This window comes from Scandinavium sp. UTDF21-P1B (assembly GCF_040750395.1).
Classification (GTDB): Bacteria; Pseudomonadota; Gammaproteobacteria; order Enterobacterales; family Enterobacteriaceae; genus Scandinavium.
Genome location: NZ_JBFLVD010000011.1, coordinates 165,343 through 189,265, shown reverse-complemented (window position 1 = coordinate 189,265; position 23,923 = coordinate 165,343). Strand labels below are relative to the sequence as shown.

Sequence of the window (23,923 nt, the reverse complement as noted above, 5' to 3'; positions counted from 1 at the left end):
CTCGCCTTATTGTTATCAATGTTAGATAAAAGCAAACATTTGGTTATAAGGAGTGTGTATGCGCGTCATTACGATAGCGGGCAGTCCGCGTTTTCCCTCACGCTCCAGCGCTCTGCTGGAATATGCCAGAGATACCCTCTCACGTGTGGATGTAGAGGTCTTCCACTGGCATCTGCAAAACTTCGAGCCTGAAGATCTTCTGTATGCCCGTTTTGACAGCCCCGCCCTGCAAACGCTGACTGAACAGCTGGCCCAGGCAGACGGGCTGATTGTCGCCACGCCGGTTTACAAAGCCTCCTTTTCCGGCGCGCTAAAAACCCTGCTCGATCTGCTTCCGGAGCGCGCACTGGAAGGAAAAATCGTGCTACCGCTGGCGACCGGCGGAACCGTGGCGCATATGCTGGCGGTGGATTACGCCCTGAAACCGGTGCTTAACGCGCTGAAGGCGCAGGAAATTTTGCACGGCGTGTTCGCCGACGACAGCCAGGTGCAGGACTATCAGCACAAACCGCAGTTCAGCCCCAACCTCGAAAAACGCCTCGACAGCGCCCTGGAAACCTTCTGGCAGGCGCTGCATCGCCGCGACATTCGCGTCCCGGCTTTTCATCTTAAGCAAGGAGCCGCCCATGTTTAACCTGTTCCGTCCGCGCATTCGTACGCTTGCCCTGACCGGTTTGTTGGCACTGTCTGCCTGGAGTCAGGCTGCCGAGCCAGCTCCGGATGCATTACGTATCGGTTACCAGAAAGGCAGCGTCAGTATGGTGCTGGCCAAAAGCCACGAGCTGCTCGAAAAACGCTACCCGAACACCAACATTTCCTGGGTTGAATTTCCCGCGGGCCCACAAATGCTGGAAGCGCTGAACGTCGGCAGCATTGATTTGGGCAGCACCGGCGATATTCCGCCGATATTCGCTCAGGCTGCCGGGGCCGATCTGGTGTATGTCGGGGCGGAACCGGCGAAGCCGAAAGCAGAGGTTATTCTTGTTCCAGAAAACAGCCCGATTAAAACCGTAGCCGATCTGAAAGGCCACAAGGTCGCGTTCCAGAAAGGCTCCAGCTCGCACAACTTAGTGCTTCGCGCATTGCAGCTGGCAGGCCTGAAATTTACGGATATCCAGCCAACCTACCTGACCCCAGCCGATGCCCGCGCCGCCTTCCAGCAGGGGAACGTTGATGCATGGGCTATATGGGATCCTTACTACTCCGCGGCATTATTGCAGGGCGGCGTTCGCGTCTTAACGGATGGCAGTGAGCTGAAGCAAACCGGCTCGTTCTATCTCGCCTCCCGTCCGTATGCCGAAAAAAACAGTGCCTTTGTTAAAGGCGTGCTGGATACCTTCAGCGAGGCAGACGCGCTGACCATCAGCCAGCGTCAGCAGAGCACCGCGCTGCTGGCGAAAACTATGGGCCTGCCGGAAGCCGTGATTGCCAGCTACCTGAGTCATCGCCCGCCGACGGTGATTGGGCCAGTCAGCGAAGAAACCGCCCGCCGCCAGCAGCAAACCGCCGACCTCTTCTACGATAACCGTCTGGTGCCCAAAAAAGTTGATATCAAAAGCCGTATCTGGCAGCCCACTTCCGTACAAGGAGCGAAATCATGAGTCTGAATATGTTCTGGTTTTTACCAACCCATGGCGATGGCCACTATCTGGGCAGCGATGAACAGGCCCGCCCGGTTGACCATGATTATCTGCAACAGATTGCTCAGGCCGCAGACCGGATCGGCTTTACCGGCGTGCTGATCCCGACGGGCCGCTCCTGTGAGGATGCCTGGCTGGTCGCCGCATCAATGATCCCGGTAACGAAGCGGCTTAAGTTCCTGGTAGCGCTGCGCCCAAGCGTCATATCGCCAACCGTTGCTGCGCGGCAGGCGGCGACGCTCGACAGGCTTTCTAATGGCCGGGCGCTGTTCAACCTCGTCACCGGCAGCGATCCGCAGGAGCTGGCCGCCGACGGCGTGTTCCTCGATCACACCGAGCGCTATGAAGCCTCGGCGGAATTCACCCATATCTGGCGGCGTTTGCTGGAAGGTGAAACCGTTGATTTTGACGGCAAGTATCAAAAGGTACAGGGGGCAAAACTGCTGTTCCCGCCGGTTCAGCAGCCTCGCCCACCGCTTTACTTTGGCGGTTCATCGGATGTCGCTCAGGAGCTGGCGGCCGAACAGGTTGATTTGTACCTGACCTGGGGCGAACCGCCTGAACAGGTCAAAGAGAAAATTGCTCAGGTCCGTGAAAAAGCGGCGAGGCACGGACGCAAGGTCCGTTTCGGCATCCGACTGCACGTTATTGTTCGGGAAACCAATGCTGAAGCCTGGGCCGCTGCCGACCGCCTGATTTCACGACTGGACGACGACACCATAGCCAAAGCGCAGGCCGCGTTCGCCCGGACGGATTCCGTGGGCCAGCAGCGCATGGCCGCCCTGCACGGCGGCAGGCGCAGCAACCTGGAAATCAGCCCGAATCTTTGGGCAGGCGTCGGGTTGGTACGAGGTGGTGCTGGCACGGCGCTGGTTGGCGATGGTCCAACCGTTGCGGCACGCATTAATGAATACGCGGCGTTAGGTATCGACAGCTTCGTGCTTTCCGGCTATCCGCATCTTGAAGAGGCTTACAAAGTCGGCGAACTGCTGTTCCCGCACTTAGACGTCGCGATTCCGGCCATTCCTCAACCGCAGGCTTTGCAGCTTCAGGGCGAAGCCGTGGCCAATGATTTCCTGCCCCGCAAAGTCGCACAGAGCTAAGGAGTATCTATGGCAACGCCTGCAAACAAATGGCTGCTGCGCGTTGCCCCCTGGCTGCTGCCGGTGGGCATCGTAATCGTCTGGCAAATCGCCTCGGTAACCGGCTGGCTGTCAAACCGGATCCTGCCTTCACCCGAGGGCGTCGTTGAAGCTTTCTGGTCGTTATCGGCCAGCGGCGAGCTGTGGCAGCATCTGGCGATCAGCTCATGGCGGGCGCTGATCGGCTTTTCGATTGGGGGATCAATAGGGCTGGTACTGGGGCTTATCAGCGGCCTGTCGCGCTGGGGCGAGCGCCTGCTGGATACGTCCATTCAGATGCTGCGTAACGTGCCCCATCTGGCCCTGATCCCACTGGTGATCCTGTGGTTCGGTATCGACGAGAGCGCCAAAATTTTCCTCGTGGCGCTCGGCACGCTGTTTCCGATCTACATCAACACCTGGCACGGTATCCGTAATATTGACCGCGGTCTGCTGGAGATGGCGCGCAGTTATGGGCTGTCCGGCTTTGCCCTGTTCCGGCACGTGGTACTGCCGGGCGCATTGCCGTCGATTATGGTCGGTGTGCGCTTTGCGCTTGGCCTGATGTGGCTGACGCTGATTGTTGCAGAAACCATTTCCGCTAACTCCGGTATCGGCTATCTGGCCATGAACGCCCGCGAATTCCTGCAAACGGACGTGGTGGTGGTCGCCATTATCCTTTATGCCCTGCTCGGCAAACTTGCTGACATCAGCGCACAGCTCCTGGAGCGCGTCTGGCTGCGCTGGAACCCGGCTTATCAACTTCAGGAGACGACGGTATGAACACAGCACGTCTGAATCCCGGTATCCCCCTATTGCTGAATGGCATAGGCAAACGCTACGGCACGAACAACGTGCTGAATGAACTTAATCTGCACATTCCTGCCGGCCAGTTTGTGGCGGTAGTTGGCCGCAGCGGCGGCGGCAAAAGCACATTGTTGCGCCTGCTTGCCGGGTTAGAGCAACCCAATGCGGGTGAACTGCTGGCAGGTAACGGCCCTTTAAGTGCCAGCCAGCAGGAAACACGCATGATGTTTCAGGACGCACGCCTGCTGCCCTGGAAAACCGTCATCGATAACGTTGGCCTCGGGCTGAAAGGGAACTGGCGCGATAACGCCCTCACAACGCTTGCTTCTGTCGGTCTCGAAGAAAGAGCCAGAGAGTGGCCCGCCGCGCTATCAGGTGGGCAAAAGCAACGCGTGGCGCTGGCACGCGCGCTGATTCATCGTCCGGGTCTGTTGCTGCTGGATGAACCGCTCGGCGCGCTCGACGCCCTCACCCGCCTTGAAATGCAGGATTTAATTGAATCACTGTGGCTAAGCCAGGGGTTTACCGTGGTGCTGGTGACGCATGATGTCAGCGAAGCAGTGGCGCTGGCCGATCGCGTACTGCTGATAGAAGAAGGCAAAATTGGGCTGGATCTGACGATTGATATTCCTCGCCCACGACGAAAAGGCTCTGCTCACCTGGCGGAGCTGGAGGCTGAGGTATTGGATCGGGTGATGAAGCGGGGTGAAGCAGACACGCGAGTCAGAAGGCAGGGATAAAAATGCCGGACGGCGGCTACGCCTTGCCCGGCCTGTAAAATCTCAACCAGAGAATCCAGGCCGGATAAGCGCAGCGCCCTCCGGCACTGTATTACGCTAACGCTTTGCTGATTTTCTCGAACAGATCGCCTGAGAGATTCTCCAGCCCTTTCAGCTGCTCCAGCGCCGCACGCATTTTTTCCTGACGGGCAGCATCGTAACGTTTCAGGCGAATTAACGGCTCAATCAGACGCGAAGCCACCTGCGGGTTACGGCTGTTCAGCTCGGTCAGCATTTCTGCCAGGAACTGATAACCGCTGCCGTCCTGCGCATGGAACGCCGCCGGGTTGCTCATTGCAAACGCGCCAATCAGCGAACGAATACGGTTCGGGTTGCTCAGGGTAAACGAGCGGTGATTCAGCAGACCACGCACGGTTTCCAGCACGTTTTCCGCCGGGCTGGTGGCTTGCAAAATAAACCACTTGTCCATCACCAGGCCGTCATGGTGCCATTTGTCATCATATTCCTGCATCAGCGCATCGCGGCACGGCAGCTGTGCGGCAACCGCGGCAGCCAGCGCAGCAAGGGCATCCGTCATGTTATCCGCGTGATGATACTGATGCGTCACCAGCTTATCCGCCAGTTCTGCATCGCCAAACGCCAGGTAGCGCAGGCAGGTATTACGCAGAGAACGCTTGCCGATATCCGCATGTTCAACACGATAAGCATCGAGCTTGTTGGCGTTATAAACCGCGAGGAACTCATCTGCCAGCTCGGTAGCCAGCGTGCGGGTCAGCGCTTCGCGTACCGTCGCAATCGCTACCGGATCGATAATCTCGAACAGCTCAGCAATTTCATTCACCGAAGGCAGCGTCAGGATTTCCGCCGCCAGCGCCGGGTCGATTTTCTCATCCAGCAAGATAGCGCGGAAGGCATCGGCCACGTGAACCGGCAGGGAGAGCGGCTGATGCTGCTGGTGGCGATTGACGTTAAGCTTGATGTAGGTTGCGAGCAAACTCTGCGCCGCATCCCAGCGGGAGAAGTCGTTGCGGGCATGACGCATCAGGAAGGTGAGCTGCTGATCGCTCCATTTATATTCCAGCTTAACCGGCGCAGAGAATTCACGCAGCAGCGACGGCACCGGCTGGAAATAGACGTTATCGAAGATAAACGTCTGCTCGGCCTGAGTGACGTTGAGCACGTTGTGTACCGGATGGCCGCCCTTCTGCAGCGGGATCACGTTGCCTTCGTTGTCATACAGTTCGATATCGAACGGAATGTGCAGAGGCTGCTTTTCCTGCTGTTCGGCGGTCGGCGGCGTGTGCTGTTTGATGGTCAGCGTGTACTGTTCCGTCTCCGGGTTGTAGTCGTCATGAACGGTCACCACCGGCGTACCGGACTGGCTGTACCAGCGGCGGAAATGGGAGAGATCGACGTTAGAAGCGTCTTCCATCGCCTGCACAAAATCGTCGCAGGTGGCGGCACTGCCATCGTGGCGCTCAAAGTACAGCTGCATCCCTTTCTGGAAGTTCTCTTCACCCAGCAGCGTATGCAGCATACGGATCACTTCTGAACCCTTCTCATACACCGTCAGTGTGTAGAAGTTGTTCATTTCGATGACCATGTCCGGGCGAATCGGGTGAGCCATTGGGCTTGCGTCTTCGGCAAACTGCATGCCGCGCATAGTGCGCACGTTGTTGATGCGGTTGACCGCACGCGAACCGAGGTCTGAACTGAACTCCTGATCGCGGAATACGGTTAAGCCCTCTTTCAGGCTCAGCTGGAACCAGTCGCGGCAGGTAACGCGGTTACCGGTCCAGTTGTGGAAATACTCATGGCCAATAACGCGTTCGATATCGAGATAATCTTTGTCCGTAGCGGTGTCAGTACGTGCCAATACGTATTTAGAGTTAAAGACGTTGAGGCCTTTATTCTCCATCGCGCCCATATTGAAGAAGTCGACGGCGACAATCATATAGATGTCGAGGTCATATTCGAGACCAAAGCGCTCTTCATCCCACTTCATGGAGTTAATAAGCGAAGTCATCGCCCACGGCGCGCGATCGAGATTTCCGCGATCGACAAACAGCTCCAGCGCCACTTCGCGGCCAGAACGGGTGACGTATTTATCACGCAGGACGTCGAAATCACCGGCCACCAGCGCGAACAGGTAGCACGGCTTCGGGAACGGATCCTGCCACTGTACCCAGTGACGACCGTTTTCAAGTTCGCCTTCAGCAACGCGGTTGCCGTTGGACAGCAGATAAGGGTACTTGCTCTTATCGGCGATAATTTTGGTGGTAAAACGCGCCAGCACGTCCGGACGGTCGAGATACCAGGTGATATGGCGGAACCCTTCCGCTTCACACTGCGTGCAAAGCGCTTCGCCGGACTGATAAAGCCCTTCCAGCGCGGTGTTGGCCGCCGGGCTGATTTCGTTGACGATGCGCAGTTCAAAACGCTCCGGCAGGCCGTCGATCACCAGCTGGTTGTTTTCTTCTTTATAGTCACTCCACGGCTGGTCGTTGACCTGCAGCGAAACCAGCGTTAGGTCTTCGCCGTTGAGGCGCAGTGGCGTGGCAGACGCAGCGTGACGGGTAATCTGGCTGACGGCCGTCACGACGGTTTTTGCGGCATCCAGGTCAAAGGTCAGGTCGATATCGCTGATCAGGTATTCCGGCGCACGGTAGTCGTGGCGGTATTTGGCTTGGGGCTGTTGTGTCATAAAAAACCTTTAGCATCTTTTGTAAATGTCGGCTTCAGTCTATTCCTGTTGTTACTTTGGCGCTACGCAGAATGTTCATCTTTTCAGGGGCAAACACGTAAATTGCTACATATTGATAACAGGCGGCACGATTTGCCCTCGACCCGTCTGGCACCTTGTGGTGTGATCGGGGTTCAATAAATCGATAAACAAGGTATACTCCTGCGGTTTCAGCCGTTGTTTATTGTACTAAACGCTCCTTTATGAGGACGCTATTGCGCACCATGACACAATTCGCTTCCCCTGTTCTGCAGACTCTGCTTGATACAGATGCTTATAAGCTGCATATGCAGCAGGCCGTCTTCCATCATTATTATGATGTGCAGGTAGCTGCAGAATTCCGCTGCCGCGGTGACGACCTGCTTGGAATTTATGCAGACGCCATTCGTGAACAAGTCGAAGCGATGCAGTCGCTACGGCTGCAGGACGACGAGTTTCAGTGGTTGTCTGGCCTGCCGTTTTTTAAGTCGGACTATCTCAGCTGGCTACGCGAGTTCCGCTACAACCCACAGCAGGTCGTCGTTCGCAACGACAATGGTAAACTGAATATTCGCATCAGTGGCCCGTGGCGCGAAGTGATCATGTGGGAAGTGCCGTTGCTGGCCGTGATCAGCGAGCTGGTGCACCGTTACCGTTCACCGGAAGCAGGTGTTGACCTTGCTCTGGAAATGCTGGAACGCAAACTCGTAGAATTCAATAAGCTGACCCAGGATATCGATATGTCAGGCTTCCGTCTGATGGATTTCGGTACCCGCCGTCGTTTTTCCCGCGAAGTGCAGCAGGCGATTGTCGAACGTCTTCAGCAGGAGAAATGGTTCATCGGCACCAGCAACTACGATCTGGCTCGCCGTCTCTCCCTTGAGCCAATGGGCACCCAGGCGCACGAGTGGTTCCAGGCTCATCAGCAAATCAGCCCTGAACTGGCTACAAGCCAACGCGTGGCGCTTGCTGCCTGGCTTGAAGAATATCCAGACCAGCTTGGCATTGCGCTGACCGATTGCATCACGATGGATGCCTTCCTGCGGGACTTCGGCCCGGAGTTTGCCGAGCGTTATCAGGGCCTGCGTCACGACTCCGGGGATCCGGTTGAGTGGGGGGAAAAAGCTATCGCGCATTACCAGAAGCTCGGTATCGATCCGATGAGTAAAGTGCTGGTGTTTTCCGACAATCTCGACCTGAATAAGGCCATTGAGCTTTACCGTCACTTCTCCTCACGAGTGAAGCTGAGCTTCGGGATCGGTACGCGCCTGACGTGCGATATCCCACAGGTGAAACCGCTGAATATCGTGATTAAACTGGTGGAATGTAACGGGAAGCCGGTGGCTAAACTCTCCGACAGCCCGGGGAAAACCATCTGTCACGATAAGGCCTTCGTCCGGGCGTTACGCAAAGCCTTTGACCTGCCTCAGGTCAAAAAAGCCAGCTAATCCGCAAAAGGGAGCCTTCGGGGCTCCCTTCTTCTTATTATTTTCTCAATTCTCCTCGTCTCCCTGCGATTTCCGCTTGTCTGTTAAAAGATGACAGGTAACATAGAGAGCCCCCTTTTTATAAAGGGTGGAAAGAGACAACATTATTCGGATTACTAACAGAGAGATAACTATGAGCGTTGTGCCTGTAGCCGACGTACTCCAGGGCCGCGTAGCCGTTGACAGCGAAGTCACCGTGCGCGGATGGGTGCGTACCCGTCGAGATTCAAAAGCTGGCTTTTCCTTCCTCGCCGTCTATGACGGTTCCTGCTTTGATCCAGTACAGGCCGTCATCAATAATTCTCTGCCCAATTACAATCAGGAAATCCTGCGCCTGACCACCGGCTGCTCCGTGATTGTCACCGGCAAAGTCGTGGCATCTCAGGGTCAAGGTCAGAGCTTCGAAATTCAGGCCACTCAGGTTGAAGTGACCGGTTGGGTCGAAGATCCGGACACTTACCCGATGGCTGCGAAACGTCACAGCATTGAGTATCTTCGTGAAGTCGCGCATCTGCGTCCACGTACCAACCTGATTGGTGCAGTGGCTCGCGTACGTCACACCCTGGCGCAAGCATTACATCGTTTCTTCCACGAACAGGGCTATTTCTGGGTGTCTACCCCGCTGATCACCGCCTCCGATACTGAAGGCGCGGGTGAGATGTTCCGCGTGTCGACGCTGGATCTGGAAAACCTGCCGCGTAACGACCAGGGCAAAGTAGATTACGACAAAGATTTCTTTGGCCGTGAGTCTTTCCTGACCGTTTCCGGCCAGCTGAACGCCGAAACATACGCCTGTGCGCTGTCGAAGGTTTATACCTTCGGCCCAACCTTCCGTGCGGAAAACTCCAACACCAGCCGCCATCTGGCAGAGTTCTGGATGCTGGAGCCAGAAGTGGCGTTTGCCGATCTGGAAGATAACGCCGCACTGGCAGAAGCCATGCTGAAGTACGTCTTCAAGGCGGTACTGGAAGAACGTGCTGATGACATGAAGTTCTTCGCCGAGCGCGTTGACCAGGATGCAATCACCCGTCTGGAACGTTTCGTGGAAGCGGACTTCGCCCGGGTGGATTACACCGACGCGATCACCATCCTTGAAAACTGCGGTCAGACCTTCGAGAACCCGGTGTTCTGGGGTGTGGATCTTTCTTCCGAGCATGAGCGCTATCTGGCAGAGAAACACTTTAAAGCGCCAGTCGTCGTGAAAAACTATCCGAAAGACATCAAGGCTTTCTATATGCGCCTTAACGATGACGGTAAAACCGTCGCCGCAATGGACGTTCTGGCTCCGGGCATTGGTGAGATCATTGGTGGTTCGCAGCGTGAAGAGCGTCTGGACGTGCTTGATGCGCGCCTGGCTGAAATGGGCCTCAATAAGGAAGACTATGGCTGGTATCGTGACCTGCGCCGTTATGGCACCGTACCGCACGCCGGCTTTGGCCTTGGTTTTGAGCGTCTGATTGCTTACGTGACCGGTGTGCAGAACGTACGTGACGTGATTCCATTCCCGCGCACCCCGCGCAACGCCAGCTTCTGATTTTACTCAGTATCGAAAGCCAGCACCTGTGCTGGCTTTTTTTGGCCTGTGTCAGGTTTTGTTAACAAATTTCTACAAAGTTAAAGGTCAACCGCATATCTTAACCAAAATGTTACACCCCATGTCCTGTAATAATTCCGCACATATTTCCCGCATTACTCCAGTGGCGCTTAAGTAAAACACATTCACTTAGCACACGAAGTAACCATCAGCAACGCGCACGAAAAGCTAACTTTGCGTCATAAGAAAAAGTGAGATGAGAAGCATTCTTAGATAAGAAAAGCCCTTATTAAAAATTAAAATAAGCATTTCATATAGATAGATAACGGTTCGATGATTAATTCAGCGGTCGACGAGGAAATTTGAGGTGGTTCACAAAGTTCCCTGTTTTACACAATTTATTACATATTATTTCTTTTTGTTACTCAGTTACGACCTTTGTAGCACTTTCCGGCTAGCGAAACGGTGTCATGAATGGAAATATGCCTGTCAGACACAGAAAGACACCAAACTCTCATCAATAGTTCCGTAAATTTTTATTGACGGAATTCATTGGCGGCAGTGGCGAGTGTCAATAAAAAAACCAATGAGGGTAATAAATAATGATGAAGCGCAATATTCTGGCAGTGGTGATCCCTGCCCTGCTGGTAGCTGGTGCGGCAAACGCAGCAGAAATCTATAACAAAAGCGGTAACAAGCTGGACTTCTACGGCAAAGTTAACGGCGAGCATGATTTCGTTACTTCTGGTGACAATACCAGCAGCACCGATGGCACTTATGCTCAGATCGGTTTCAAAGGCGAAACTCAGATCAACGACCAACTGACCGGTTACGGCCAGTGGGAATACCGTGCGATGGCGAACACCCCAGAAGGTTCTCAGGCGAACAAAAACCGTCTGGCCTTTGCAGGTCTGAAAATCGCTGACGCGGGTGCTATCGACTACGGTCGTAACTACGGCATCGTTTACGATGTGGGTTCTTACACCGATATGGCACCATCCTTCTCCGGTATGACCTGGGCGGGTAACCACGTTGACAACTTCATGACCAGCCGTAGCACCGGTCTGCTGACCTACCGTAACAACGACTTCTTCGGTCTGGTTGACGGTCTGCACTTCGGCGTACAGTACCAGGGTAAAAACGAGCGTAGCGATGTAACAGCTGCTAACGGTGACGGCGTAGGCTACTCCCTGGGTTACGACTTCGGTGAAGGCTTCGGCGTAGTCGGTTCTTACAGCAATGCTAACCGTACTATCGCCCAGAAACAGGATGGTAACGGTGACCACGCTCAGGCATGGGGTCTGGGTGCGAAATATGACGCGAACAACATCTACCTGGCAGCAACCTACGCTGAAACACTGAACACCACTCTGGACAATGAAGGCAACTTCGCCAACAAAACCCAAAACTTCGAAGTGGTTGCACAGTATCAGTTCGACTTCGGCCTGCGTCCAGCTATCTCTTACGTTCAGACTAAAGGTAAAGACCTGCCAGCCTCTGGCACCTTCGGTGGTGGCGATGCAGACCTGGCTAAATTCATCCAGGTTGGCGGTACTTACTACTTCAACAAAAACTTCAACGTGTGGGCTGACTACTACATCAACCTGCTCGACAAAGACAGCGACTACGTACAGTCTGTTGGCGGCATCAACGGCAATGACGACATGGCGGCAGTCGGTGTGACTTACCAGTTCTAATCAGTACGCCACTTTGTTATATGCTTGAAAAACAGGGCTTCGGCCCTGTTTTTTCATGTCTGCCAGTCAAAAATGGTGACTTTCGAAAAGCCCTTCGCTTTTTAGTGCAAACGGTTGGCTTTTCGTAAATCTCCCGTTAACCTGATAGCGGATTTCCCTTCCGTAACCACAATGGAACCTCGTCATGTTTGAGAACATTACAGCTGCCCCAGCCGACCCCATTTTGGGTCTTGCCGATCTGTTTCGTGCTGATGACCGTCCGGGTAAAATCAACCTCGGAATTGGTGTTTACAAAGATGAAACCGGAAAGACCCCGGTTCTGACCAGCGTAAAAAAAGCGGAGCTTTATCTGCTGGAAAATGAAACCACCAAAAACTACCTCGGCATTGATGGCATTCCGGAATTTGGCCGCTGCACTCAGGAGCTGCTGTTCGGAAAAGGCAACGTAATTGTTACCGACAAACGTGCACGTACCGCCCAAACCCCTGGTGGCACAGGCGCATTGCGCGTAGCGGCGGATTTCCTTGCTAAAAACACTGCCGTAAAACGCGTGTGGGTCAGCAACCCAAGCTGGCCGAATCACAAAAGCGTGTTCAACTCGGCGGGTCTCGAGGTTCGTGAATACACCTATTACAATACCGAGCAACACGCACTGGATTTCAACGGCTTGCTGGCAAGCCTCAACGAAGCGCAGGCGGGCGATGTGGTATTGTTCCATGGCTGCTGCCATAACCCGACCGGGATCGATCCGACGCTGGAGCAGTGGGGGCAGCTGGCAAAACTGTCCGTCGAAAAGGGCTGGCTGCCGCTGTTTGACTTCGCCTACCAAGGCTTTGCCCGCGGACTGGAAGAAGATGCTGAAGGCCTGCGCGCTTTCGCTGTCGTCCACAAAGAGCTGCTGGTTGCCAGCTCCTTCTCGAAAAACTTCGGCCTCTATAACGAACGTGTAGGTGCCTGTACGCTGGTATGCGCTGATGCAGAAACCGCCGATCGCGCCTTCAGCCAGATGAAAGCCGCCATTCGCGCCAACTACTCGAACCCACCGGCTCACGGCGCGGCGGTCGTAGCAACTATTCTCAGCAATGATGCACTGCGCGCTATCTGGGAACAGGAGTTGACCGACATGCGTCAGCGCATCCAGCGTATGCGCCTGCTGTTTGTAAACACGCTGGCTGAGAAAGGTGCGGATCGCGATTTCAGCTTTATCACCAAACAGAACGGCATGTTCTCGTTCAGCGGCCTGACCAAAGAGCAGGTTCTTCGCCTGCGTGAAGAGTTCGGCGTATACGCCGTTGCTTCCGGGCGTATCAACGTTGCCGGAATGACGCCGGATAACATGGCGCCGCTGTGTGAAGCCATCGTCGCTGTGCTGTAACCCAGCCAATAAAAAAGGCCGCTTTGCGGCCTTTTTTATTTATGCTTGGGTCAGCTATTTACCAGACCGGCATCTCATCCTGCAGGAAAGGGTTATGTAAACGCTCATAGCCAAGCGTCGACATTGGGCCGTGGCCCGGAATAAAGCTCACCTCATCCCCCAGCGGCAACAATTTACGTTTTATCGAATCGATAAGCTGCCCATGATCGCCACGCGGGAAGTCACTTCGCCCTACCCCACCTTTGAAAATGACATCGCCTGAAATCAGCAGCTGCGAAGCCGCGTCATAAAAAACAATGTGGCCCGGCGTGTGGCCCGGGCAGTGTAGCACCTGCAGGCTGACGTTGCCGACGCTCACCGAATCACCTTCATTCAGCCAGCGATCTGGCGTTAATGGCTGACAATCTTCGAGGCCAAACATCCGGCTTTGCGCCGGCAGCCCCTGGAGCCAGAACTCATCTTCTTTTTCCGGCCCGATAACCGGCACACCGTAGTGCTGTGCCAGTTCTGCTGCGGCGCCCACATGATCCAGATGACCGTGGGTCAGCAGAATCTGCATCAACGTGACGCCTGTGGCAGCTACTTCCTCTTTAATACGCTCAGCATCGCCGCCAGGATCAACCAAAGCGGCAAGTTTTGTCTGCTCGCACCAGATGAGCGAGCAGTTTTGCGCGAAAGCCGTTACCGGAATAATACGATAGTTCATGATGCTCCTGTTTCGTTACCAGGTCCTGACTGGCCCGGTATCAATATGCACAAAGTTGCTACGTGGGTAGTATCCTACACCACCGGCGCGCATAGATAACGCAGCTTTGCGAATATTGCTTAACGAAACGCCTTCAATATGAAAATCCATCGCCTGGCCTTTAGTGTGATAGCTGTGTTTCGCCACACCGCGGCTACGAGCGCGCAGTTCATCATTGGTATCTAACGAACGATAGCCGGAAATAAGCTGCACGGGCTTGTTGGTCCCCAACAGTCCCTGAAGACGGTAAAGATGGTCAAACAATGCTGGATCGATGGATTTTATTTTATTCGCGCGAAAATCACGGAAAAAATGGTTCAGTCTTGCTAATTCATCCTGAATATAGCCTCTGCCATCGAAAAACTCCGCTTTGAGCGACTCACCGGTGTGCAGGTTATTGAGCGTCAAAATACGCGGACGAGGTGTCGAGAGGGTGGCAAACGCAGGCGTCGGCAGAATGGCCGCTGCGCCCAGCGCAACACCACCCCACGCCAGCAGTTTGCGGCGATTAGCGTCAAATTTGTCCATGATAATCAGGTCTACAAGTCAGTGGTCGTTATTTATGCACTTCTGGCGCACGAAGGGCACCTTAACCGCCGAAAGACGTGACGTCAAGGCTCCCTAACCCCAGTCAATCCGGGCCCTGTAGCAATTTGGGCCCATCACAACTCCTTCTTACGGCACCTGGATTATCTGAACGTCTTCATTTATCTGATTAATTTTTCCGCTTTTGGCAAAATTTGTGCGCCAGATCGCGCGGTGAGATCGTAATTGTAAATATCTGTACGATATTGCGCCTTTCCGTCTGCCCCAACAAACGCTGTCAGATAATAGAGATTCACCGGAATACTCTGGCGGATGTTCACGTAGCGAGTATCTCCCTGCTTTAACGCATCAGAGATGCGCGTGTCATTCCAGCCTGCATCCTGCAACAGCATGTTAGCCAGCTCCGAGGCCTTATTGACGCGCACGCACCCTGAACTCAACGCTCTTGTGTCTTTCTGGAACAGATTGTGGTTCGGCGTATCGTGCAGATAAATGGCATCGGAACTCGGCATATTGAACTTGTACCGACCTAAGGAGTTTCGCGCACCCGGCGCCTGCTGGAAGCGGAACGGCAGGTTTGAGGCAGTGATCGTTGACCAGTCGACGTGATAAGGATTAATGGATTCCTTGCTGTTCCAGCCGCGCATCATTGTGTAGCCGTGCTGCTCCAGATAGCCGGGGTCATTCTGAACCTTCGGCAGAATATCCTTGCGCGCAAGCGTCGGCGGCACGTTCCACGGCGGATTGACCACCACGTTATTGAGCGCGCTGCTCATCATCGGCGTTTTGCGATCCGGACGCCCGACGATGACGCGGGAATCCAGCACCTGATTACCATCAAGGTAATAGACCAATGAGTAGGCAGGAATATTTACCATGATCCCGGTCGACAATTTACCTGGCAGAAGGCGCAAACGCTGAATGTTAAGCGCCAGAACGCCCGCTCGCTGTGCCGGGCTGACGTTCAGCCAGTCGCGAGTTGACTGACCTATGACGCCATCCGCGCCCAGGCCTTGCCATGTCTGGAAGCGCTTCACCGCCTCTACCAGCTGTCTGTCGTAAACGGCGGGGGCGGCACTGTTGGCTTTAGATTTCTTTGCAGGCTGGGCAGACGGGCTGACCACGTCGCCCGGCAGCGCGATATTGGGTGTGGAATCCATCATGCCAGTACGCTGCAGGATCTCGCGCAGTGCCGGAATATCTTTGCTCCACTGGCCTGGTGAAAGTTTGGTGGTGCTGGTGAGCTGCGGCCAGGGACGCGAATCCGTCAGCTGCGCCAGCAATGCCTGATGCATCGCAGCATATTGCGGGTGTTGCGGAGCAAGACTTGCAACAAACTGCGTCAGCGCGCCGTTGTCCAGCGCCAGCTGCCACTGGCTGATGACCGACAGCGGGGGCGTGGCAAGCGTATAAGGCTTATCGCTGTACAGCCAGCGGTTGCCCTGCATCGGAATGTTACTGATGAAATGGAGATAGCCCATCATCGCATCGGAAAGCACCGCATCACGCGCCATACCGGTGACGGCCGGGTCGGTGAGCAGTTCAACCCACCGCGTAAACTGAGGCTGGAAGCCAGCAATAGCCACTTCGGCAAGCTGCTGCTGAAACGCCTGAACGGCTTCGCGGTTCTCCCACATCGGCTTCATCGCTCTGGCGGCATAAAGCGCCGAGAGCTGATTCATGTAAACCGGCGTGTAGTTTGCTGGCAGGAGCGATTGAATATCTGCCCGGCTTTTGGCTGCGGCCCCTTCCGGCAACGGCTGGAGGCCAGTCATCATCGCCACGGCGGGTGCCTGGCTATCGACCTGAACCAGCACCTGTGAAGCATCGCCGGGCATAGCAGAACCGTCCGTCGGCACGAGTTCAGGCTCGTCAGCCTGCACGCTAAACAGTGGAGCAAAAGCCAGCGCCAGGCATAAACTTAGCGCTGACAACCGACGACCATTTGATTTTCCCAGTGACATCCCTTGCCCCCTGTCTCTTATTACTGCCCACACCAACCGGGGCTTACTCTCAGTATATGAAGACAAAAATACTTTTGCCTGACCAAATGTAAAGAAGATTAAAGATAATACTCCCTCACATGACAAAAAGTGATAACAAAAAGGGCGACATCACTGCCGCCCTTGCTTAACACTTTTACTGCTACGAAGCATCCGCCGTGCCTGGTAGCGTCTCAGGCAGCTGAGCCGCAAAGCCACGCAGCCCGACCACATGCACGTGTTCGGTGTTGTGGAAGACCTTACGTACCAGCTTATAGGTAGTGCCTTTTTCCGGACTGATATTTTCCGGGGCCGCAATGATAAGCTGCATTTCCAGACGGTCGCACAGCTCAAACAGCGTGGCAATGGAGCGGGCATCCAGACGTGCCGCTTCATCGAGGAACAGCAGGCGGCAAGGCGAAATATCTTTGCCACGCAGACGACGGGATTCCTCTTCCCAGCTCTGCACAACCATCACCAGAATCGACATCCCGGTACCGATCGCTTCCCCGGTAGAAAGCGCGCCGGATTCCGCACGCAGCCAGCCATCGGAACCACGGTTAACTTCGACATCCATTTCAAGGTAGTTACGGTAGTCCAGCAGCTCTTCACCGATGGTCTGTGGCGTACGCTGCCCCATATCGATCTGCGGATTCAGACGCTGATAGAGCTTCGCCAGCGCTTCCGAGAAGGTCAGGCGGTTGCTGTTAAACAGGTCCTGATGCTGCTCATGCTGTTCGGAAAGCACTTCCAGAAGCTGAGAGTGGGTTTCCCGGACGTTCACGTTCAGGCGCACGCTGTTTACCTGGCCAAAGGAGACACTCTGCAGGCCCTGGTTGAGCATGCGGATACGGTTCTGTTCGCGCTGGATCGTCTTGCGAATGATGTTCGCCACGCTGCGGGAGCTGATTGCCAGCTTCTGCTCACGGGCGGTCAACTCTTCCGTCAGGCGACCCAGCTCGATTTCCATCTGTTCGATGGCCTCCACCGGATCGTCGGTACGGATAATGTCCTGACGAATACGTTCACGCAGGTGCTGATACACCGCCACGAAGAACTGAATCTTGCGCTCAGGGCGCTTCGGATCTTCTGACATGCGCAGAACATCGCGCAGGTGTTCGTTATCCGCAACAGCCAGACGCAGTGCGCCAAGCGCCTTATCCGACATTGAACGCAGATCGTCGGCAGAGAGGTACGCCAGTTCGCGACGATGCAGACGACGCTCAACGTTGTTATCTTTCACCAGGCGCATAACCGCGCACCACCCCGCCTTCGCGCTTACCACCTGCTCGCGCATTTCGAGGTAATTACGTTCCAGACCGCGCAGTTTGCGGGTCAGGTTATCCATCTCTGCTTCGCAGAAGGTCAGGCCTTTTTCAAGCTGGCTGCGGCGATTGCGGTTATTAGAAAGCTGAGTGTGCAACTCATCGCGGCGAGAACGCGCGCGCTCTTCTGCCCCACTGTCGGCGCGAACGCCAATGTCCTGCAGCTCACGGTGTAAATCGGTCAGCAGCTCTTTCTTGGTGTCGAAGGAGCTTTTCAGCGAGGCCATGACCTGACTGTACTGGCTAAGCTGAGCGGCATGAGTACGTAACGCTTCACGCGCCCGCGCACGTTCAGCTTCGGCCTGCTCAAGACGCTGGCGCAGCTTCTCGTTGAGATCGGTATTGCCATCCAGCATTTCTGCTGAGTCGGAATAGCCGAAGTGCGCACGACGCTGAACCACTTCCGTCAGGGCAAACGCCTGCTGACGCGCTTCGCGCTGAACCTGCTGAGAGTACGCGTAGTCTTCTTTCAGCTGCTCGAACTGCTCCGGGTCACTCTGCAATACCGAAACAACAGGTTCCAGTTTTGCAAGCTGATTGCCGTGCTGCTGGATAAAGCGTGCGGCTTCCTGGGCTTCATCCAGGCGCTCCTGAATTTCATCCACGCGGTCGGCGAGGGTTTCGTCGGCCAGCAGATTCAGCCGCGGCAGCAGGCGGTTCAGCTGAGCCACGCCCTCTTTTGCCTGTTCGAACTGCGCACGGCTCTGCTGGTTGTCGTTTTCGTGGTTGCTGAGCGCACGCTCAAGCTCACCGCGACGAGTGTTCAGTTTACGAATTTCCGCTTCCGGATCGGCTTCAAACGCAACGGCCAGATGGCTGCCGATAAAGCGGCTGAAGGCCTGATGCAGACGCTGCGTTTTTTGTACGTCAAACGACAGCGTGGCGAAGCGCTCGGACAGCGTTTCGCGTTCGGCGTGGAGCGCTTCGATGCGGCTTTCACGCGCAGCGCGGCCGAACAACGGCAGCGACGGGAAGCGCGAGTAGCGCCACTGGCGATCGGCGACCTTCACCACAACCGCTTTTTCGAGCTCATCGACGCTGAATACGCTGTCATCAAAGGACTGCGAATCCCCTTCAATGAGGTAAAGATCTTCCGGACAATCTTCCAGGCCTTCCAGCTGCTCGGCGATCTGAGACAGATCCGGCACCACGATCGCATGGCGCGACGGGCCGTAAAGCGCGGAGAAGTACGGTGCATCTTCGAGGCTCACGTCGTCGTAGATTTCCGACAACAGCACGCCGCCAAAGCGCTCCGCCAGCGTATTAAGGCGCTGATCTTCGGAACCGCCAGGCTGACTTAAACGTTCGATTTCATCGTCGACGGCACGTTTGCGCGCGCCGACTTCGTCACGTTCAACAATCGCTTCACGCTCGCGTTCCAGCAGCTGTTGCAGGAACTCGGTGACATCCTGGCTGGATTCGAACTCTTGCCCGCTCTGCTCACAAAGCTGCGTCAGGCTGCTTTGCGCCGCAAGCCAGACGGGCGCGCGCTGTAACAGCGTCTGAATGCGGCCCTGAAGCTGCTCCAGCTCCTGACGCAGCGTCATGCGTTGCTCGCTGGCGGAGGTTACGCTGTCGGAGAGCATGGAAATCCGCTCCTCCAGCTCCTGGTGCAGCGCTTCCAGCTCGTCAATCTCAATATGACGGCCCTGACGCTTGCAGAATTCTGCCAGCAGACGCTCGGCATCCTGCTGCTCGCGCAGACGCTGTTCAAGCTCGTTCAGGCGACCGCGCAGAGCATGGGATTGCTCAGCAAGGTGGCGCTGATTCACGCCTTCACGCAGCAAATCACGCGCCACGTTCCAGGCTTCATCACGCCCCAGCGGTCCGTTGATGGCAACCACCAGCTGATACGCCTGCTCAAACTGGCTGTGCGCGGTTTGCGCCACGCTCATTTTCTGTTCGAGCGACAGCAGTTTTTCCGTCGCTTCCTGCTCTTTCGCCTGGAAAGTGTCGAGCCACTCGTCCGCGCTGTCCGGGTTCAGATCCGGCAGATGACAAAGTTCTTTCGCACGCTGTAGCGCCTGAAGCGCCTGAGTGTACTGAATGGCGCGCGTCTGCTGGACGTCCAGCGCCTGCTGGTAGTCCGCGAGCTGGCTTTTCAGCTCATCCACTTCCAGCTCAGCGGCTTCGGCGCGGGCTTCGTTTTCTTCCTGCTGTTCAGCAGCTTCGGCGACAACTTCATTTTGCTCTTCAAGGCGAATTTGCAGCTCGTCGAGATCGGCTTCGTAACGCTCAATTTTTTCCTGCTGGCGCAGCGCGGTCTGCACGAGGTTCAGGTGGTCGCTCGCCGCCTGATAATCCGCCTCAAGGTCGCCTTCCGCCCCGTTGTGTTCCTGTAGCTCGCGCGCCATATCGACGTGCTTGTACTGTTCCGCTGCCAGCTGCTGGCGGGACGTCAGCAGCTCACGACGAAACTCCAGCGCTTTATCCAGATGCACCCGGCGCTCGTTGGCGTGCCGCATGTAGTCCGCCGCCACGTAATCGGTCGCTTCGGAAATCAGGTGTTTGAACAGGTCACGATCGGACTGAGTGACGCGGATCGCTTCCAGCGTCATGCGGTTCTCCCGCAGCGCCGCTTCCATATCCTGGAATGCTTTACGCACGCCGCTGTTTTCCGGCAGCAGGTAGTCACGCAGCGAGCGGGTAATGGCGCTGGAAATCCCGCCGTACAGCGAGGCTTCAATCAGGCGATAATATTTACTACGATCTGAGGCAGAGCGCAGACGACGCGCCACTACGCCCAAATCGAACATCAGCGAGTGATAGTCGGTAATGGAGTTGAACTGCTTGAACTGAACGCCTTCAATGCCTTCGACCTTCTCTTTCAGCTCCTGAAGCGTCAGCACGCGAGCCTGGCGGTCGTTAAGAGTTTCCGTCACCAGCTGCGTTGGCTGGAATGACATCGGCAGGCCCTGAATAGCAAACGGCTTGATGTCCACCTTGCGGTCGCGTCCGGCAACCTGCTGCAAGCGAACGCCCACCAGCACGCGCTGATGACGTGAGTTCATCACGTCGAGCATCGAATAACAGACGCCGGCTTTCAGCTTGCCGTGCAGACCTTTGTCGCGGGAACCGCTGGTCGCACCGGCTTCGGTGGTGTTGCGGAAATGCAGCAGCGTCAGATCGGGGATCAGCGCCGTGACAAAAGCCGCCATCGTCGTTGACTTACCGGCCCCGTTGCCGCCCGAAAGCGTGGTGACCAGTTCATCAAGATCAAAGGTTCGGGCGAAGAAGCCGTTCCAGTTAATCAGGGTCAGTGAACGGAATTTACCGCGTTCAATCATTATTCTTCCTCCCCGCTATCCGTATCCGGCGCATCGTCGTTCTCATCATTGAGCTGCAGATGGTTTTCAATCGCCATCGCTTCGCCATCGCGGATCATGCGCAGCTGCGCTTCGCGGGCGTCATCCCCGGAGCGGACGTCTGCACCGAAGCGAAACACCGATTCCGTGATGCGGAATTTGCTGCTGTCATGGCCCATAAACCACACCATACCCAGGCGACGCAGGCGGTTCAGTGAAGAACGCACCTTCTCCTGCAATTTTTGGCGGTCCAAGTCCGATCCAGTGGAACGGTTGTTCACCAGCTTCAGCAGTTTACTTTCATCAGCCAGGCTCAACAGTTCGTCATACAGCTCCTGCTGGCTGAAAATCCCCTCGTTCGCCAGGCGCTCCGGGCTGAGATAGAGATAGCAGAGAATTTTCCCGACCATCATGTCGAGTTCGGAAAGCACCGAACGCGGAATCAGCGTCGTGGAGCGCGGGCGCAAATAGAAGAATCCTTCCGGCGCGCGAATCAGCTCCACGTTGTAGCGGGTGTAAAACTCTTCCAGGTACTCCTGGAAGTCCATCAAAAAGGCGTGGTTGTCCAGTTCGTCCAGGCCAATGTGGCGGCCTGAACGCAGGGCGCTGTCCAGCGCCGGAAATAACGGATTGGCCAGGGCCTGCGCCAGCTTAACTGGCATCACGTGTTCAATATTTGTCGATGACATGTGCCTGTACCTTGGCTCCGTAATCATTAATCGGCTGCCACTTCGGCGGCAGTCCGGTGAAATCTGCTTGTGCTACGCCCAGACGGACGGCCTGATCGACCACGATACGCGCCACATCGAAGTGGCGAGCGCGTGGGTACTGCGCCAGATATTCGCGCACCACCAGACCCAGATCCAGAGGCAGTCCTTTTTCTTTGTAGATAACCAGCTGCGCTTCAATCAGCGCCGCCAGCTGTTCACGGATTTCGTTAAACTCTTCATATTCCAGGTCCGGCGGAAGCTCGCCGGTGACCTCTTCATCGCGCAGCATCATCTCTTCGTCGCGCATATCGAAGAGACGGTCGGCGTTAGCATACGTCAGCGCCCATGGCGCATCGAAGTAGTTCTGCACCGACACGCGAAGACGCTGAGCAAAGACGCGATTTTTATCCATGTCGATGGCAGTACGGATGAATTTGTGCACGTGGCGATCGTAGCCGATCCACAGATCGATAGCCTGCTGGCCCCAGCTGACGATGCGGTCGAGTTTGCTTTGCAGGTCAAACACCAGGCGGTCGACGAAGTGCAAATCGTCGTGCGCCATGGTCGAATCCTGAATGCGCAACAGGTTGGCCTGCAGCTTGTCACCCGCCGCTTCCAGCGTATCCTGCAGTTCACGCAGCGTGCCGGAGGTTTCTGACAGCAGCATTTCACAGCTGGAAATTGCCGCACGCCAGTCTTTGTTCAACAGCTGGGCGATGTCGTCTTTGACCGACTGCTGCTGTTCGTCCATCAGGCGCTGGGTCAAATCGATGCTGTCGAAGATTTCCGCCACGGAGTATTTCAGCGGCGCGTAAACGTTACGATGCCAGTGAAACTCATCTCCGCCCTCTTCCGCTGCATCTGCCGCGCGCTTCAGCTCGCCGCCAACGATTGAGAGCTGCATAGAGAGACGCAGCGTGGAAAACTCACGCTGGCGAATGTAGTAATCCGTAATGCCGATGCCGAGCGGCGTCAGGCGGTAGATCGCGTTGCCTTCGGTTAACTCGCTGGTAAAGCGGTTCAGCAGACGTTGACGCACCATATCGTTGATCGCGTTGTTCGCACGAACGCTGATGGTTTCGCTGGTTTGCTCAAACACATCACTGACGTGGCGGAAAGCGTCAATCAGCTCACCTTCGGTAAGCTCGCCTTCCAGCCGTTCGCCGTTCAGCGTCGCCACGGCCATCAGGAACGACAGCCTGTCGACCGGCAACGTGATCGAAAAATCATTTTTTCTGGCCCAGGCAACCAGTTCGGGGACTGTCTGGGAAAAATCACTCATCGTTTGTCCTTGTATCTACCTGCGGTTTTCGCGCGGTGACATGAATGTAGCGGCCCAGGCTAACCCAGGGTTCTTCGCGGCAATAGCGGGTTTCCAGTGCCAGCAGCTGCTCGTAGCGCTCGTGCTGCTTGTGCTTTTCACGCAGATAATCATGAAAGACCCGTACGCCGGTTTTCCCGACGATCTGTAAGCCGAGATCCGTGAGCCAGCCGTAAACCTGCTGCGGGTCGCGTGGATAATCCGGCGACAGCTTACGCTTGCGCGTCTTTGGCATACCCGCTTCGACGTAATCAAAATTGGTCACAACCATGTTATGCATCAGCAGACCGTTAGCATTGTAGAACATTAACGACAGCACACCGCCCGGGCGCAGAACCGACCACAACGCCGTCAGCACGGCCTGGGGATTCCCCACCCATTCGAGCACTGCATGGCACAATATCAGATCAACCGGGCTTTCCAAATGCTGCGCAATGTCCTGAACCGGGCATTGTACAAAATGCATGTTGTGGCTCACACCTTTCTCAGCGGCGGCCTCTTTCGCAAGGGCGATCATTTCAGCTGACAGGTCGCATAGGGTAACATGATGCCCGCGCTCTGCCATCCGAATTGCGGTTTGCCCGGCACCACCGCCGCCGTCCAGAATGCGTAATGGTTTATCGCCATAGCTGTCGAGCAAGATATCCAGATCCTGCCACAGGATCGCCTGACGCAGCTGGCCCTTGGTTGTGCCATAAATGTTGCGCGAAAAGCGCTCTGCGATCCCGTCGAAATTGCGATCCTGCACGATCTGACTCCACTCACTGCCACAAAGACGCTATTTTGTCATACCCACAGCGAGAGGGAAGCTATCTGGTGTAATATCCCTGCCAGTCTCCTGTCGGATGGTCAAAAAAGGAACCAAC

17 protein-coding genes are annotated in these 23,923 nt (G+C 55.6%); 9 read left to right on the top strand and 8 right to left on the bottom strand.

What is annotated here, in order from left to right:
* The first annotated feature begins 58 nt into the window (after window positions 1–58).
* The 5 genes from ssuE to ssuB are packed head-to-tail and all read left to right on the top strand — an operon-like array spanning window position 59 to window position 4,308.
* Entirely contained in the window at window positions 59–634 is a 576-nt protein-coding gene (gene ssuE, locus AB1287_RS07395) for an NADPH-dependent FMN reductase (protein WP_312628361.1), read from the top strand.
* Window positions 627–1,601, top strand: a complete 975-nt coding sequence (locus AB1287_RS07390) for a sulfonate ABC transporter substrate-binding protein (RefSeq protein WP_436799824.1) — start codon at window positions 627–629, stop codon at window positions 1,599–1,601. Before ssuE ends, AB1287_RS07390 begins: the two co-directional genes overlap by 8 nt.
* Window positions 1,598–2,743, top strand: a complete 1,146-nt coding sequence (gene ssuD, locus AB1287_RS07385; RefSeq protein WP_312628359.1) for an FMNH2-dependent alkanesulfonate monooxygenase — start codon at window positions 1,598–1,600, stop codon at window positions 2,741–2,743. Before AB1287_RS07390 ends, ssuD begins: the two co-directional genes overlap by 4 nt.
* 9 nt (window positions 2,744–2,752) lie before the next feature.
* Window positions 2,753–3,544 carry an aliphatic sulfonate ABC transporter permease SsuC gene (gene ssuC, locus AB1287_RS07380; RefSeq protein WP_312628357.1) on the top strand — a complete coding sequence of 264 codons (792 nt, stop codon included), beginning with the start codon at window positions 2,753–2,755 and terminating at the stop codon, window positions 3,542–3,544.
* Entirely contained in the window at window positions 3,541–4,308 is a 768-nt protein-coding gene (gene ssuB / locus AB1287_RS07375) for an aliphatic sulfonates ABC transporter ATP-binding protein (RefSeq protein WP_312628356.1), read from the top strand. The genes ssuC and ssuB overlap by 4 nt, the downstream gene beginning before the upstream one ends.
* 91 nt (window positions 4,309–4,399) lie before the next feature.
* Here the strand turns inward: ssuB and pepN are convergent, their stop codons facing one another.
* Window positions 4,400–7,012, bottom strand: coding sequence for an aminopeptidase N (gene pepN / locus AB1287_RS07370; RefSeq protein ID WP_435617386.1), 2,613 nt, complete (start codon window positions 7,010–7,012; stop codon window positions 4,400–4,402).
* A 263-nt stretch (window positions 7,013–7,275) separates the two neighbouring features.
* On the opposite strand from pepN, the gene pncB reads away from it, so the two are divergent.
* The 4 genes from pncB to AB1287_RS07350 all read left to right on the top strand — a co-directional run bounded on the left by pncB (window position 7,276) and on the right by AB1287_RS07350 (window position 13,123).
* A complete protein-coding gene (gene pncB / locus AB1287_RS07365) occupies window positions 7,276–8,478 on the top strand; it encodes a nicotinate phosphoribosyltransferase (protein ID WP_435617385.1) in 1,203 nt (400 codons plus the stop codon).
* A gap of 172 nt (window positions 8,479–8,650) precedes the next feature.
* Entirely contained in the window at window positions 8,651–10,051 is a 1,401-nt protein-coding gene (gene asnS, locus AB1287_RS07360) for an asparagine--tRNA ligase (RefSeq protein WP_435617384.1), read from the top strand.
* 602 nt (window positions 10,052–10,653) lie between these two features.
* A complete protein-coding gene (locus tag AB1287_RS07355) occupies window positions 10,654–11,748 on the top strand; it encodes a porin (RefSeq protein WP_312628351.1) in 1,095 nt (364 codons plus the stop codon).
* Between the two features lie 184 nt (window positions 11,749–11,932).
* Entirely contained in the window at window positions 11,933–13,123 is a 1,191-nt protein-coding gene (locus AB1287_RS07350; protein ID WP_435617383.1) for an amino acid aminotransferase, read from the top strand.
* 58 nt (window positions 13,124–13,181) lie between these two features.
* Here AB1287_RS07350 and AB1287_RS07345 read toward each other — a convergent pair whose 3' ends face one another.
* The 7 genes from AB1287_RS07345 to cmoM form a co-directional block, all read right to left on the bottom strand.
* Complete coding sequence (locus AB1287_RS07345) at window positions 13,182–13,829, bottom strand: MBL fold metallo-hydrolase (protein WP_435617382.1); 648 nt, start codon at window positions 13,827–13,829, stop codon at window positions 13,182–13,184.
* A gap of 15 nt (window positions 13,830–13,844) precedes the next feature.
* Complete coding sequence (locus tag AB1287_RS07340) at window positions 13,845–14,396, bottom strand: YcbK family protein (RefSeq protein ID WP_312628347.1); 552 nt, start codon at window positions 14,394–14,396, stop codon at window positions 13,845–13,847.
* Between the two features lie 179 nt (window positions 14,397–14,575).
* Window positions 14,576–16,378 carry a L,D-transpeptidase gene (gene ldtD / locus AB1287_RS07335; protein WP_435617381.1) on the bottom strand — a complete coding sequence of 601 codons (1,803 nt, stop codon included), beginning with the start codon at window positions 16,376–16,378 and terminating at the stop codon, window positions 14,576–14,578.
* A gap of 181 nt (window positions 16,379–16,559) precedes the next feature.
* Window positions 16,560–21,008: a chromosome partition protein MukB gene (gene mukB, locus AB1287_RS07330; RefSeq protein WP_435617380.1), complete on the bottom strand. Its 4,449-nt coding sequence runs from the start codon at window positions 21,006–21,008 to the stop codon at window positions 16,560–16,562.
* A complete protein-coding gene (gene mukE, locus AB1287_RS07325) occupies window positions 21,008–21,715 on the bottom strand; it encodes a chromosome partition protein MukE (protein WP_435617379.1) in 708 nt (235 codons plus the stop codon). Before mukE ends, mukB begins: the two co-directional genes overlap by 1 nt.
* A complete protein-coding gene (gene mukF / locus AB1287_RS07320; RefSeq protein WP_435617378.1) occupies window positions 21,696–23,018 on the bottom strand; it encodes a chromosome partition protein MukF in 1,323 nt (440 codons plus the stop codon). The genes mukE and mukF overlap by 20 nt, the downstream gene beginning before the upstream one ends.
* Complete coding sequence (cmoM, locus tag AB1287_RS07315; RefSeq protein ID WP_312628338.1) at window positions 23,011–23,805, bottom strand: tRNA uridine 5-oxyacetic acid(34) methyltransferase CmoM; 795 nt, start codon at window positions 23,803–23,805, stop codon at window positions 23,011–23,013. Before cmoM ends, mukF begins: the two co-directional genes overlap by 8 nt.
* Window positions 23,806–23,923 lie beyond the last annotated feature (118 nt).